Source organism: Amycolatopsis cynarae, from assembly GCF_026802195.1.
Lineage (GTDB): Bacteria > Actinomycetota > Actinomycetes > Mycobacteriales > Pseudonocardiaceae > Amycolatopsis_E > Amycolatopsis_E rhizosphaerae.
The window spans coordinates 5,441,132-5,454,318 of the sequence record NZ_CP113836.1; the positions used below are offsets into that span (position 1 = coordinate 5,441,132).

A 13,187-nucleotide genomic window follows, 5' to 3' on the forward strand; every position below is an offset into this window, starting at 1 on the left:
GTAGCGGCGTGACGAGCGTGCAAGAGTTGCCGATCGCCCGGCTCACCGAACGCATCCGGGCCGAGCTCGGCGAGGAGTCCGTGTCCCTCGACCCTGTCCGGCTCGAACGAGCCTCGGTGGACTGGGCACAAATGTCCCCCATTCTCAAGGCGAAACTCCCTGCCGGACGAGCCGACCTGGTGGTGACCCCCCGCTCGGCCGACGAGATCCCCATCGTGCTCCGGCACTCCTACGAACTGGGCGTACCGGTCACCCCCCGGGGCACCGGCTTGGGAAACTACGGCCAGGCCATCCCTCTGCAGGGCGGGTTGGTGCTCGACGTCAGCCGCTGCCGCACACTCCTGAAAATCGAAGACGGCGTCGCCACGGCCGAAGCCGGGATTCGCATGCGCGACCTCGACAACGCCGTACGCCAGACCGGACAGGAACTGCCGATCTTCCCTTCCACGAAGGGTTCGACGCTTGGTGGTTTCCTGGCCGGGGGCAGCGGCGGCACCGGATCCCTCATTCACGGCACGAACGCGGACGGTTTCGTCCAAGCACTCGACGTGGCCGTGTGCGACGGCAGCGGCATGCTCCGAAGCGTGACCGGATCCGCCACCCTGCCCTACGTCCACGCCTACGGCACAACCGGAATCATCGCCCGGGCTACCGTACGACTGACGCCGGCCCACGATTGGGTCGGGTTCTTCACCGCTTGGCCCGACTACAGCAGTGCGACCGATTTCCTTCGCTCACTGCGATCGGTGTCGCCTTCGCCCCGGCTCGCCTCGCTGGATGAAGCCCCGATCGTTGCGGCGCTGCCTGCCGACGCAGCACTCGACCCCACTCGACTCAGCGTACGGATCATCGCCCGAGCCGAAACGATCGATGAGTTGCACCGCAGGGTTACAAGCGGCGGCGGCGAGGTACTGGCTGTCCGGGAAGGCCCGAATGGTGCCGAGCGAGTCAGTTCGTTGTCGTTCAACCACTCGACGTTCCACCTCCAACGGAAGGAACCCGGCTACTTCCACCTCGAGGTAGCCGGTGATCTACTGTGGACAGCGCCCGATTCCGTACGAGCCGTGTTCCCGGAAACGCTCCTGCATTTGGAACTGATGAAAACACAGGTGGTGGGCATGCTGATGGCACGCTACGAATCACCAGAGCAGGTCTACGAAGGTATGGCACAGCTGACAGCGATGGGTATATCCATCCACAGCCCGCATACGTGGATCCTCGAACGGCGCATCGAGGGCGTACGGGCGGTCCTCGCCGAAAACGACCCGCGAGGCCTGCTCAACCCCGGCAAGCTGGCCCTGTGACGAGCGCGCCGCGAGCTGCGCCGTGGCTCGCGGCGCGCCGCTACTCGCACCGAAGGTCCACTCCCACAATCTCTGAGGAGTATTGATGCCGCAGTTCATCGAACTGACGGGCCCCGAGTCAGCAGAGCTGAGCGCCGGTTCGGTTGCGGTTCTGCCTCTGGGCGCGATCGAACAGCACGGTCCGCATCTGCCGCTGTCCACCGATTTCACAGTCGCCTCGGCGACGGCTGAGGCAGCCGTCGCCGCAGCAGGTGACGCCTTTTGGTTGCTGCCGGCGCTGCCCTTCACGAAGTCCGACGAGCACGCCTGGTCTTCCGGAACCATCTGGCTGTCTTGGGACACGGTAATGCGAATGCTCGTCGACATCGGCAACTCACTCGCCGCCAGCCCGGTACGACGTCTGGTGTTCGTTAACGGTCATGGCGGGAATTCGGCGTTGCTGCAGGTCGCATGCCGAGAGCTACGACGCCGCTTCGGCTTCCACACGTTCCTGATGCACCCCGGTGTACCAGCCGACCAAGGTGGTGCCTCACCTGCCAGCGAACTGGGCATGGGGGTACACGGCGGACTGACCGAAACTTCTGTGATGCTGCACCTTCGTCCGGACCTCGTCCATTTGGACCGCGCCGTGCGCTCGGTTCCCGAGGCCCTTACCGCCTATGAATACATCGGTTTCGGCAAGCAGGTGAGCTTCGGTTGGCTGAGCGATGACTTCGGCACTGACGGCACGATCGGCGACCCCACAGGGGCCAACGCGGAACTGGGCAAGCAACTCTTCGAAGCCGGTGTGGAAAAGTGCGCTGCTGCCTTGCGGGAGGTTGCCCGGTTCGAGGTGGGCTAGTCTACGTCGGTGTCTGTCATCGACAAGGTTGCCTGGATCCGCATGGAAAACAACAGGATCCTCGCAACTCGTTCCCGTGGCAAGGACGTGTTCTACCTCCCCGGAGGGAAACGAGAGCCGGGCGAGTCCGATCTCGACACGCTTGTGCGTGAGATCGAAGAGGAACTGACGGTGGCGGTCGTCCCCGCCAGTGCACGGTACTTCGGCACGTTCGAAGCCCAGGCCGACGGTTATTCACAGGGGATGGTCGTACGGATGACGTGTTACACCGCCGACTACCGTGGTTCTCTGCAGCCGAGCCATGAGATCGCCGAGTTCTCGTGGCTCGGCTATACGGACCGCAACACGGTGTCACGGGTCGACCAGATCATTTTTGATCACCTTCGCCAGGAGGGTTGGTGGCAGTAGACTCCTCCACCGGGTCGTGATCCTGGTTCGAAGGATCCGGGACTGACTTGTCCTGTGGGACCAGGGATCGAGGCGGAGAGTCCTCCACCGGGTCGTGCAACGGTTCCGGCGCCGAGCGATATTGCCTGCCGGTGGGAGTGGTGATCACCAGCTGGTCACCGGACATCTCATAGTGCCAACCGGGCTCGTCCTTGAGCCGATGGTCCTTACTGCACAGCCCGCAGAGGTTGCTGGTACTCGTGACACCACCTCTGGCCCAGGCCTGGACATGATCGAGATCACAGACCTGGGCGGGTCGATGGCAGCCCGGAGTGCGACACTCGCGATCGCGGATGCGGACGAAGGCGTCTGTGCTGCTGCGTGGGCGATAGCGACGGCGACCGGAGTCGATCGGCTGTCCGCTCACCGGATCGGTAAGGATCCGGCGTACGACGCTGCCCGGCGCCTTGGCGATCCGGCGCGCCAGCCAAGCAGGGATCTGGCCGTGCCCGGCCATCTCGGCCGGCTTGTCGCGCAGTTTGAGCCAGGTGAAGAAGTCCAGGTAGATGAACACCTCGGCCCTCGGATCCACCTTGCCTCCCTTGTGATCGCCAAGGCACAGGTCGGCAAAGACGTCGGCCCGGATCGCGTCCAGGGTGCGATGGTCCCTCTTGCCGCGCAAACGCCGGGCGACACGGTCGACTCGCGCATAGATCGACGAGGCAACCTCCGCGGGCAAGGAAGCACGCAGCGAGGACATCCCATCCTCCTCGTGCCGGAGTTCGACACGGCGGGTTCGTCGTCGCGCCTGTGAACGCTTGGCATACCCGTCGGGGTCCACGTTCGCGATAACCCTGTTGACGCAACGACGAACCGCGTACGCATCCTTCTCGCAGATCCGGTCCGCGACGAGCAAATCCACCTTACGTGCAAGATCGTCGCTGAGCGTCGCTGTCGGTTCAGCGATCTTCGAAGCCCGATAGGAGTCGAGATCACCCCGGAACATCGCCTTGAAGGTCTCGGGGAGGCGGGTCGCCAGCGCCCGCGCAAGCGCGATCTGCCGCGCTGCCTGACGCTCGCTCATCCGTAACTCGAGAGCCAGTTCCTTGGCCACGCCCCTGGCTCCTTCGGCCGAGGCGGCAAAGGCCTCGATCGCGGCCAGTTCCCGAGCCTGCCATCGGTTCACATTACGGCGCGCTTCCGCGATCTCCGCTAACAGCCCTTGCCGGTCGAGGCTCTCGACCGGCGCCGACACCGAGGACAGCGGAGTCAGCACTATCGGTTTCGGTTGATCAGCACTGAGGTGCATTGGTCTGTACATGCCTCGAAGCTAGAGACCCGCACCACGACGAATCAACACCGAAAATCTTGACATCGACAGATATGAATAAAGTTCACGAGATGGTATCCGAGCTAGGCCTACAACACCAGGGTCACTTCGGGCCAGCGCACCATAACAGCAAGTTATTCAGACAGATTCCTCCACTCGCATCCAAGTGAACGGTCCATTCATGGCTTCTCATCGCACGCGAGCATGCCTCATCGAGACCACACCCCGGAAAAAAATATTCTCGCCCCTTCGCCCGTTAGAGCGAATCAGCACACGACTACCTTCTCGCTTGACGTGGCCCCCTGGGCGAGGGTGCTCGCAACTGCTCACCCGCGGGCGGTCTACAGCCCGGGTTGTGCTTGCTGATCTCGGAGACCAGCGATGCCGAGAACCACCATCGGCACGCAATCGTTCGCGACAAGTCTCGGCGCCCCGGAAAGAGGCGTTATGGTGGACGCGCCTGCGAACCGGCGATCGCCTCCTCACCACTGGGGCGAGCCAGTTTGCTCTCCGCGCGCCCGGGTACTCGCGGCACAGCGCCGCGGAAATGCGGTACTCGTCGGAGCGAGGGGGACGAGGAGATGACTCGTTCGGAAGAGGCACACATCCGTGTTCACGGTGTCCAGCCGACACAAGTACTTGCCGCCGTGGTCGGGCTTGTGTACCTGGTGGGCGGGATCCTCGGGTTCCTCCGCACCGGATTCACCGCGTTCACCGGGAACCAGCATGTGCTGCTGATCGGGTTCATGATCAACCCCTTGCACAATCTGGTGCACGTGGTGGTGGGCTTCGTCGGCCTCCTCTGCACGACCACGTCCGTCCTGTCCCGCACCTTCGGCTGGCTTCTGTTCATCGGGTACGGGCTGCTGTCGGCATGGGGTTTGATGATCACAGGGGTGATCACGAGAAACCCGGTGGCAGGGCTCGGCAACCCCTTGAACCTCAATGCGGCGGACAACTGGCTGCACATCGCGACGGCCCTTCTCGGCCTCGTCATGGCGATCGTGCCGGCGCGCAAGGCGATTCACGTCCCGACTGCGGCTGGGCCGACGAGTCCGCACCTGCCTCCAGCCGGCACTTATGGAACTACCGCCGTGCCGAGCGCCGACGATTCGCAGCGACGTCGGCGCGGCTCCTGGTTCCATCGTCGGCACACGGCCGCGCCCTGACCAGGGCCCTCAGTCCAGCCGCTGCCGGAACATCCGGGGACACGGTAGTCGTCGGGGTGAGCGTGGCCGGCTTCGGGCAGACTGCTGACCGTGAGCGGAACGGTATTGGTACTCGGCGGTCGTAGTGAAATCGGGCTCGCGGTCGCCCGGCGGCTCGTCGCCGGCGGCAGCAAGAAGGTGGTGCTGGCGGCGCGGCGGAGTGGCGAACTCTCCGACGAGGAGGGTCTGCTGCGTGAAGCCGGCGCGACCGACGTGATTCCGGTGGAGTTCGATGCCGACGACCTGTCCGGCCATCGTCCGATGCTGGACGCGATCGTGGCGCAGCATGGGCCTCTCGACGTCGTCGTGGTCGCCTTCGGTCTGCTGGGCGATCAGCAGCGCGCCGAACGAGAGGCTGCCCACGCGGTGTCCATCGTGCATACCGACTACGTCGCGCACGTGCACATCCTGACCGAACTGGCCACTCTGCTGCGCCGGCAGGGAAACGGCCGGCTGGTGGTGTTTTCCTCGGTGGCAGGAGTCCGGGTCCGGCGGGCGAACTACGTCTACGGATCGGCGAAGGCCGGGCTCGACGGGTTCGCCTGCGGTCTGGCCGACGCTCTGCATGGCAGCGGCGTGCACCTACTGCTCGTGCGCCCCGGGTTCGTGATCGGCAGGATGACCGAGGGTATGTCTCCCGCTCCGTTTTCCAGCACACCCGACCAGGTGGCCGACGCGACTGTCGCGGCGCTGAAGCGAGGCCGGGGTGAAGTGTGGGTTCCGGCAGTGCTCCGCCCCGTCTTCTTCTTCATGCGCCTGCTCCCCCGAGCCGTCTGGCGCAGGTTGCCCCGCTGATCGGTTGCCTGCCTGGTCCTGAGTGGACGGTAGCGGTCAGCCGCCGAGGAGCCCGCCGAGAAGCCCGGTCACCGAGTCCAGCAAGCCTGGAACGGGCTGTCCAGTGGCGCTGGAGGACGGCGACCGCGGCGTGTGGGATGTCGACGTCGCCGCCGGGGATGAATTCACCGTTGTGGGAGCGGTGCCGGACGTGGAGGTTTCCGTGGACGGGATGGCGGACTGGGTGGTCGTCGAGGGCTGCACGATGACCGGCGTCCCCGTCGGCTGAGCGGACGAGGGGGCGGGTCGGCCGGTCGTGACGTTCGCACGGCGGCTGGTTTCTGCCGAACTGCTGGGCGAGGCATTGCCGGTGTGCGCCTGTGCGCCGGCAGCGTTCTCGGCGGTCTGGCTGGTGCTGGCGACGAGCACGGTCGATGTGGTGACCTGCGTGGTGCTCGGGTCCGGTCCGATGGACGGGCCGCCGCTACCACCCATGGTGGACGCCGCCGTCTCGTGCAGGTGACCGGCAGAAAAGGCGGTGACCGCCAGGCCGGCCAGTGCGGCGACACCGGCGGCGACCGCCCCAACCTTGCCCGCTTTGCGCCGATCCCAGCGACCCTCGCGGCGCAGCAGTTCGGCAACCGGGATGCGCTCGGTGGGCGCGTCCGCGAGTGGGTCCTTCACCACTGGCAGTTCCTGGGTCAGGCCTTCGCGTCGCAACAGCTCGGCAACGGTCACCGGCTCCCAGTCCTCACCCGCTCGGGGATCCATCTCGTTGCTGGCCACCCTCACATCCCTTCGCTCGTCACTGACGGCAACATAGTGAACCGTCGTTACCTGTTCGTTGCGATATTAGTGGTCAGGATCACACTCACCTGGGGCAACTTTCCACAATGCGTAACGTCGAGGTAGCGGAGGGGCGAGTCGGGCCTTCCGGCCGTACGGTGACGACGGGAGGAGGTGGGAGCCATGCCGAGTCACAACCGCTTGCAGAGGATGGGCCAGTGGGCCGATTGGTTCGAGCAGCGCGGTGTCTACGTTCCCGGCGAGGACAACCACACCATCGACCCGTGGCGCGACTTCGGCTGGCTCATCGTCGTGTGGGTGATCGCCGTCGGCGCCTTCATCTTGTTCCTCGCGCTCGCTTCGTGAACTGCGGGGCAGACCGGCAATCGGCACTCGCGAACGGCGAGTGACGGCCGTCACGCGGGTTCGGCGTTCCGGTCACGGATCGGCCACGGGGCTACACCAGGTCCGCGTCAACCGCCTCGAGTCGCTCGCACCGGCGCCGGGTTCCCGCCACAGTAGGTCCGGCCCGGCATAAGTAACTACCCCGAACGGACCAGCCGGCTCCCCCCCGACGAGCGAAGGAAGTTTCCCCTGTGCGCACCCGACGGCACGTCCTGATCGCGGCTGCCCTGTTCGGGCTCACCGCGTGCGGCGCGCCCGCACAGGTCGGCAGCGGGGCACTTCCGGACGGCGGCTCCCCGGCGGTGCAGGCCGCCACCCCCCGGCAGCAGACCGTCGGATTCGGCGAGCAGTACCGGTTCACCGACGGGATCACCATCTCGGTCTCTGCCCCGAAGTCGTTCCGGCCGAGTGTCAGCGCCTATCCGCACAGTGACCGGGCGGTGGCCTTCGAGCTCACCATCCGCAACGACAGTGCTCAGCCGTACAAGTTGTCGGGCCTGATCGTCTCGGCGAACGTGGCAGGAGGGGCCGCCAAGCAGGTGGTGGACTCGACCCAGGGCTACAGCGGGATCGTGGACGCGGGCAAGGACGTGCAGCCCGCCCATGACGTGCAGGTGACGCTGGCATTCGCGGTCCCCGACCAGCCTGTCGAGATGGCGTTGTCCCTTCGGCCGACCGCCACAAGTCCGGTCGTCGCCGTGTATCACGGCTCCGCCTGAGCCGGCGGGATACGCTCGGCACATGAGCGACCAGCAGCGACTTTCCCCCGGCGACACCGCCCCCGACTTCACGCTCGTGGACAGCGAGGGCAACAAGGTCTCGCTGTCGGATTTCCGAGGCCGGCACGTCGTCGTGTACTTCTATCCGGCCGCGGGCACCCCTGGCTGCACGAAGCAGGCGTGCGACTTCCGCGACAACCTCGCCGAACTGAACGGCGCGGGCTACCAGGTGCTGGGTATCTCGCCCGACAAGCCGGAGAAGCTGGCGAAGTTCGTCGAATCCGAGCAGTTGACCTTCCCGTTGCTTTCCGACCCCGACAAGTCCGTCCTCACCGTATGGGGAGCCTTCGGGGAAAAGAAGAACTACGGACGGGTGGTGCAGGGGGTCATCCGCTCGACGTTCGTGGTCGACCCGGAGGGCAAGATCGCGAAGGCGTTGTACAACGTGCGGGCGACCGGTCACGTCGCCAAGCTCATGAAGGACCTTTCGCTCACCTCCTGAGTCTTCTCTCCGGCGTGGACGCCGTAAGTGAATTCCCAGGTGGGTCGCGGACTCCACCCCCGCCGGGACCGTGGCCCGGTCTCCGGCGGAGGTGGAGTGTCTCAGAGTCTGCGCAGATGCGGCAGCAGCGCGCGAAGGGCGCGCCCGCGATGGGAGGCGGCGTCCTTCTCGGCTGGATCGAGTTCGGCCGAGGTCCTGACCTCCCCCTCGGGGAGGAAGATCGGGTCGTAGCCGAAACCGTTGGTGCCGCGGGGTTTCCGGGCGAGGGTGCCGCGCCATTCGCCGCGGACCACGGCCTCCGTTGCGCCGGGCACGACCAGGGCGGCCGCACAGACGAAGGCGGCGCCGCGGCGCTCGTCCGGGATGTCGGACGTTTGGGCCAGCACGAGTTCCAGGTTGGCCTGGTCGTCGCCGTGTCGCCCGGCCCAACGGGCGGACAACACCCCCGGCATACCGTTCAGTGCGTCGACGGTGAGGCCGGAATCGTCGGCCACGGACGGCAGGCGGGTGGCGGCGGCGGCGTCCCGCGCCTTGGCGAGAGCATTTTCCTCGAAGGTCGCACCGGTCTCGGGAGCCTCGTCGAACTCTTCGACGTCGGCCAGTCCGACCACCTCGATCCCGCCCAGGCCTTCGGCCTCGAGGATGCGTCGCAGTTCCCCGAGTTTCTTGGCGTTGCGGGTGGCCAGCAGGAGCCTGGTCACTTCGCGCCCTTGGTCTTCTTGGCGGTCTGCGGCTCCGGCAGCTCTCCCGGATAGGGTTCCTTGAGGGCAGCGGCCTGCTTGCGGCTGAGCTCCTCACAACCGGCGAGTGCCATGTCCAGCATGCTGTCCAGAGTGGACCGGGTGAAGGTGGCGCCCTCGCCCGTGCCCTGCACCTCGATCAGGGTACCGGCGTCGGTGGCGACCACGTTCAGGTCGACCTCGGCCCGGGAGTCCTCTTCATAGGGCAGGTCCAGCCGCACCCGGCCGTCGACCACGCCGACGCTGACCGCGGACACCCCGGCGGACAGTGGTTTCGGATCGGCGAGCCGTCCGGCCGCGGCCAGCCAGGTGATCGCGTCGTGGAGGGCGACGTAGCCGCCGGTGATCGCGGCGGTGCGGGTGCCTCCGTCGGCCTGGATGACGTCGCAGTCGAGGTGGATGGTGTTCTCGCCCAGTGCGGACAGATCGATGCAGGCACGCAGGGATCGCCCAATGAGCCGGCTGATCTCGTGTGTGCGCCCGCCGATCCGGCCCTTGACCGACTCGCGGTCGCCGCGGTCGTGGGTGGCCGAGGGCAGCATCGCGTACTCGGCGGTCACCCAGCCGAGCCCGGAACCTGCCCGCCAGCGCGGAACTCCTTCGGTGACGCTCGCGGCGCAGAGGACCCTGGTCTTGCCGAACTCGATCAGCACCGAGCCGGCGGGCCAATCCTGGAAACCACGGGTGATCTTGACTTCGCGGAGCTGGTCGTCGTTCCTGCCATCTTTACGTACCACGCGTGCAGCCTAGATCCCCGAGGGCCTCGCGGGTCACGCAAGGCACCCTGGCGTCACCCGTCCTGTAATTCAACACACGTTGACTCAATGCGCCACCCACAGGGCATCATTGGACGGCGGGAAACGGAGGGGGCGCGATGAAGCGAGCCGCGAAGATCGCGGGTGTGCTGGTCGCGCTCGCCGTGATGCTGCTGACCCTTCGCCACCGCTTTCCCGCTCCGTCCGACCTTCTTCATGCGCTCGAACGGGCCGACAACCGCTGGCTGGCCCTCGCAGCGCTCGCGCAGTTCGCCTCCATGGCCGCCTTCTCCCGCCAGCAACGGCGCCTGCTCATCGCGTTCGGCGTGACCGTGCCCCGGCACCGCATGCTGGCCGTCTCCTACAGCAGGTCCGCCCTGTCGATCAGCCTTCCGGCCGGCGCGGCCGTCTCCGCCGGTTACGCCTTCCGTCAGTTCCGTGCCGGGGGCGCGAACCGTTCCGCCGCGATGGCCGTGATGGTGCTGTCCGGGCTGCTGTCGGCCCTCGGTCTCGTCCTCCTCTACGCCGCCGGCGCGCTCGCCTGGGGCGCCCCGCACCTGCCCGGCGCCTGGCATGCGCATCCGGTGTTGACCGCGGGTGGCGCGCTCGCCGTGCCCGCCACGTTGGTCCTGCTGGTCCTGGCGGTGCGGTGGTTGCCGCGGCGCTTGCCCGGGTCGCGCCTGCTGGCCTCGTTGACAGGCACCTTGGAAACCGCGCGTTCCGTGGCGGCGCGGCACTGGGTGCTCGCGCTCGGCTCCGCCGTGACCAACTGGCTCACCGACCTGCTGTGCCTGGTTGCGACGGCCCGGGCGTTCGGCCTCGGCACCAGCCTGATCGCCCTCGCCGCCGTGTACTTGACGGTGCAGGTCGTGCGGCAGGTGCCACTCACCCCAGGCGGTATCGGGGTGATCGAAGTCAGCCTGCTGACCGGGCTGGTGTCGGCGGGAGCGGCCGAGTCCACGGGGACGGCCACCGTGCTGGCCTACCGGATGTTGTCGTGCTGGCTGATCATCCCCGTCGGCCTGCTGTGCTGGCTGCTGCTCCACACCCGCTCAAAGGTCGAAGCTCATGCCTTGCTCGACTAGCACGGCGCCGGGGAACTCGGCCGCGGCTTCGGCGAGAATGGCTTCCCGGTCGCTCCACGGGGCGACATGGGTGAGCAGCAACCGTCCCACGCCGCTGCGCCGCGCAAGCGCACCCGCTTGCCGCCCCGACAGGTGCACCCCCGGCGGCCGCTCCGGCGAATCCGTCCATGTGGCCTCCGAGAGCAGCACATCCGCGCCGCGGGTCAGCTCGTCGAGTGCATCGCAGGGGCCGGTATCGCCGGTGTAGACGAACGTCAGCCCGCCGTGCCGGATCCGCAGCCCGAACGCCTCGGTCGGATGGTCCACCGGAAGGGCACGGACCTCGAACGGCCCGACCCGCACTTCGTCGTTGTTCAGCGCCTGGAACCGGTAGATGTCGGAAAGATCGGTCTCGGCCAGTTCCGTGTCGTTCGGCGCGTAGGCCTTCGCCAGCCGGACCGCGGCGTTTTCCGGCGCGTACACCGGCAGCGGATGCTTCAGCACGTCGTACGGGGGCGCCGGGTGGTAGCGGCGGAGCACGGTCAGCGCACTGAAGTCGGCGCAGTGATCCGGGTGGAGGTGGGTGAGCAGGAGCGCGCCGAGGTCGAACGGGTCGTGCCTGGCCTGGAATTCGGCGAAGGTCCCGTTGCCGAAATCGAGCGCGAGCAGGAAGCCGTCGGCCTCCAGCAGGTATCCCGATGCCGCCTTGCCTGGGCCAGGAACGCTGCCGGAGCAGCCGAGGATCGTCAGTCGCACGAGCGACACCCTGCCACGTCACGCTCCGCTAAGGCGTCTGTGAGTGCGGTGATGGGTACGAACGGCGGGCGTGGTTCGGCCGTTCGCCGGTCAGGGGCTCACGGGCGTGAGCACGCCCGGGGCGAAACCCATGAACCGCTGGGCGAGCCGGGTGAACGGTTCCGGTGAGCCGGTGGCGATGAACTCGTGTTCGGGCGGGGTGTCACGCTCGGCGAGCAGGTCCAGCTCGGTGAGCACGCGCACCACGTCTTTCGCCGTCTCCTCCGCGCTGGACACGAGGGTGACTTCCGGGCCCATCACGATCTGCAGGACACCGGTGAGCAGCGGATAGTGCGTGCAGCCGAGCACCAGGGTGTCCACACCGGCGCGCAGCAGCGGTTCCAGGTAGCCCTGTGCGAGTCCCAGCACCTGCCTGCCCGAGGTGATCCCCCGCTCGACGAAGTCCACGAAACGCGGGCAGGCGATGCTGCTGATCTCGGTGTCGCGGGCGGCGGCGAACGCGTCGTCGTAGGCACGGGACCGGATGGTGCCCTCGGTTCCGATGACGCCGATGCGCCCGGTGTGGGTGGCCGCGACCGCGCGGCGGACGGCGGGCAGCACGACCTCGATCACCGGCACGTCGTAGCGTTCCCGCGCGTCGCGAAGGCAGGCTGCGGAGGCGGTGTTGCAGGCGATGACCAGTGCTTTGGCCCCGCCTTCGGCCAGCTCGTCGAGAGCGGCGAGCGCCAGTTCGCGAACCCGGGCGATGGGCAGCGGCCCGTACGGGTTGTGCGCGGTGTCACCGACATAGCGCAGTTGTTCCTGAGGAAGCTGGTCGAGGATGGCGCGGGCGACGGTCAGCCCCCCGACGCCGGAATCGAATACGCCGATCGGGGCCTCGCGACTGCTCACGCCTCGAGGCTACCGGTAGCCTTGGCGACCTTTCCGGCCCGGCTCCGGTCGGCGCGGGCGGCCAGCCACGCGGCCAGAATCCCGCCGAACGCACCGAACAGGTGTGCCTGCCACGAGATGCCGTCGGCCCCCGGCAGCAGCCCCCACAGCGTGCCGCCCCACAGCGCCAACAGCACCGCGGCCACGACGAGCTGGCCGACCGCGCGGTTGAACAGGCCGCGCACCAGCAGATATGCCAGCCAGCCGAAGGCCAGCCCGGAGGCGCCGATGGTGGAGGTGCCCGCGGGGCCGGTCAGCCACACGCCGAGCCCGCTGATCACCCAGATGAGCGCGGTCACCACGATCCAGCGCGCCAGCCCGGTGGCCATGGCGAGGAACCCGAACACCAGCACCGGCACGGTGTTGGCCGCGAGGTGCGACCAATTCGCGTGCAGCAGCGGGGCCCACACCACCCCGTCGAGCCCCGACAGCGTGCGCGGTACGACACCCTCGCCGTTCATCCGGCCACCGAGGGCGACATCGACCAGTTCGATGACGTACAGCAACGCCGTGAAGGAGAGCATGACGAGGGCCGCCGCCTTCGGCTGCGCCGGCAGGATCCTCTTGCGCTGCCCGGTGGGTGTCGGAGCCGGAGGCGTGGGGGGCATTGGCAGGCTGCTCATATCTGAAGACGGTAGACGAACTTCGAGGTCAGCGGCCTCGGGTGAAAACCCTGACTTCGACGC

The 13,187-nt window shown here is 67.3% G+C and carries 16 protein-coding genes; 9 read left to right on the forward strand and 7 right to left on the reverse strand.

From position 1 onward, the window contains the following. The first annotated feature begins 8 nt into the window (after window positions 1-8). From ORV05_RS26000 to ORV05_RS26010, 3 genes are all read left to right on the forward strand, one after another. Complete coding sequence (locus tag ORV05_RS26000) at window positions 9-1,304, forward strand: FAD-binding oxidoreductase (RefSeq protein ID WP_268754628.1); 1,296 nt, start codon at window positions 9-11, stop codon at window positions 1,302-1,304. Between the two features lie 85 nt (window positions 1,305-1,389). Continuing rightward, window positions 1,390-2,145, forward strand: a complete 756-nt coding sequence (locus ORV05_RS26005) for a creatininase family protein (RefSeq protein WP_268754629.1) — start codon at window positions 1,390-1,392, stop codon at window positions 2,143-2,145. Between the two features lie 42 nt (window positions 2,146-2,187). Beyond that, the gene (locus tag ORV05_RS26010; RefSeq protein ID WP_456062021.1) at window positions 2,188-2,553 is read left to right on the forward strand and encodes an NUDIX hydrolase; all 366 of its coding nucleotides are present in this window, start codon (window positions 2,188-2,190) and stop codon (window positions 2,551-2,553) included. Here ORV05_RS26010 and ORV05_RS26015 read toward each other — a convergent pair. Further along, window positions 2,513-3,853 carry an HNH endonuclease signature motif containing protein gene (locus ORV05_RS26015; RefSeq protein ID WP_268754631.1) on the reverse strand — a complete coding sequence of 447 codons (1,341 nt, stop codon included), beginning with the start codon at window positions 3,851-3,853 and terminating at the stop codon, window positions 2,513-2,515. The two genes, ORV05_RS26010 and ORV05_RS26015, sit on opposite strands and share 41 nt — an antisense overlap. A gap of 590 nt (window positions 3,854-4,443) precedes the next feature. Here ORV05_RS26015 and ORV05_RS26020 point away from each other — a divergent pair. Together ORV05_RS26020 and ORV05_RS26025 are read left to right on the forward strand one after the other, a co-directional pair. Then, the gene (locus ORV05_RS26020) at window positions 4,444-5,031 is read left to right on the forward strand and encodes a DUF4383 domain-containing protein (RefSeq protein ID WP_268754632.1); all 588 of its coding nucleotides are present in this window, start codon (window positions 4,444-4,446) and stop codon (window positions 5,029-5,031) included. Between the two features lie 90 nt (window positions 5,032-5,121). Then, complete coding sequence (locus tag ORV05_RS26025) at window positions 5,122-5,865, forward strand: SDR family NAD(P)-dependent oxidoreductase (protein ID WP_268754633.1); 744 nt, start codon at window positions 5,122-5,124, stop codon at window positions 5,863-5,865. A gap of 36 nt (window positions 5,866-5,901) precedes the next feature. Here the strand turns inward: ORV05_RS26025 and ORV05_RS26030 are convergent, their stop codons facing one another. Next, on the reverse strand, window positions 5,902-6,630 hold the full coding sequence (locus ORV05_RS26030) for a hypothetical protein (protein WP_268754634.1): 729 nt from the start codon (window positions 6,628-6,630) through the stop codon (window positions 5,902-5,904). A 183-nt stretch (window positions 6,631-6,813) separates the two neighbouring features. Here ORV05_RS26030 and ORV05_RS26035 point away from each other — a divergent pair, with 183 nt between their 5' ends. The 3 genes from ORV05_RS26035 (at window position 6,814) to bcp (ending at window position 8,256) form a co-directional block, all read left to right on the forward strand. Continuing rightward, window positions 6,814-6,996: a hypothetical protein gene (locus ORV05_RS26035; RefSeq protein ID WP_268754635.1), complete on the forward strand. Its 183-nt coding sequence runs from the start codon at window positions 6,814-6,816 to the stop codon at window positions 6,994-6,996. A gap of 230 nt (window positions 6,997-7,226) precedes the next feature. Continuing rightward, window positions 7,227-7,754: a hypothetical protein gene (locus ORV05_RS26040; protein ID WP_268754636.1), complete on the forward strand. Its 528-nt coding sequence runs from the start codon at window positions 7,227-7,229 to the stop codon at window positions 7,752-7,754. 22 nt (window positions 7,755-7,776) lie between these two features. Then, complete coding sequence (gene bcp, locus ORV05_RS26045) at window positions 7,777-8,256, forward strand: thioredoxin-dependent thiol peroxidase (RefSeq protein ID WP_268754637.1); 480 nt, start codon at window positions 7,777-7,779, stop codon at window positions 8,254-8,256. A 101-nt stretch (window positions 8,257-8,357) separates the two neighbouring features. Here the strand turns inward: bcp and rdgB are convergent, their stop codons facing one another. Both rdgB and rph read right to left on the reverse strand, forming a co-directional pair. Further along, complete coding sequence (rdgB, locus tag ORV05_RS26050; RefSeq protein WP_268754638.1) at window positions 8,358-8,957, reverse strand: RdgB/HAM1 family non-canonical purine NTP pyrophosphatase; 600 nt, start codon at window positions 8,955-8,957, stop codon at window positions 8,358-8,360. Then, window positions 8,954-9,733 carry a ribonuclease PH gene (rph, locus tag ORV05_RS26055; protein WP_268754639.1) on the reverse strand — a complete coding sequence of 260 codons (780 nt, stop codon included), beginning with the start codon at window positions 9,731-9,733 and terminating at the stop codon, window positions 8,954-8,956. Before rph ends, rdgB begins: the two co-directional genes overlap by 4 nt. A gap of 137 nt (window positions 9,734-9,870) precedes the next feature. Here rph and ORV05_RS26060 point away from each other — a divergent pair, with 137 nt between their 5' ends. Then, on the forward strand, window positions 9,871-10,836 hold the full coding sequence (locus tag ORV05_RS26060; RefSeq protein ID WP_268754640.1) for a lysylphosphatidylglycerol synthase transmembrane domain-containing protein: 966 nt from the start codon (window positions 9,871-9,873) through the stop codon (window positions 10,834-10,836). Here ORV05_RS26060 and ORV05_RS26065 read toward each other — a convergent pair. From ORV05_RS26065 to ORV05_RS26075, 3 genes are all read right to left on the reverse strand, one after another. After that, the gene (locus ORV05_RS26065) at window positions 10,804-11,571 is read right to left on the reverse strand and encodes an MBL fold metallo-hydrolase (protein WP_268754641.1); all 768 of its coding nucleotides are present in this window, start codon (window positions 11,569-11,571) and stop codon (window positions 10,804-10,806) included. The two genes, ORV05_RS26060 and ORV05_RS26065, sit on opposite strands and share 33 nt — an antisense overlap. A gap of 90 nt (window positions 11,572-11,661) precedes the next feature. Next, window positions 11,662-12,462, reverse strand: a complete 801-nt coding sequence (murI, locus tag ORV05_RS26070; protein ID WP_268754642.1) for a glutamate racemase — start codon at window positions 12,460-12,462, stop codon at window positions 11,662-11,664. Continuing rightward, window positions 12,459-13,124 (reverse strand): rhomboid family intramembrane serine protease, encoded by a 666-nt coding sequence (locus ORV05_RS26075; protein WP_268754643.1) that lies wholly within the window; start codon window positions 13,122-13,124, stop codon window positions 12,459-12,461. The genes murI and ORV05_RS26075 overlap by 4 nt, the downstream gene beginning before the upstream one ends. Window positions 13,125-13,187 lie beyond the last annotated feature (63 nt).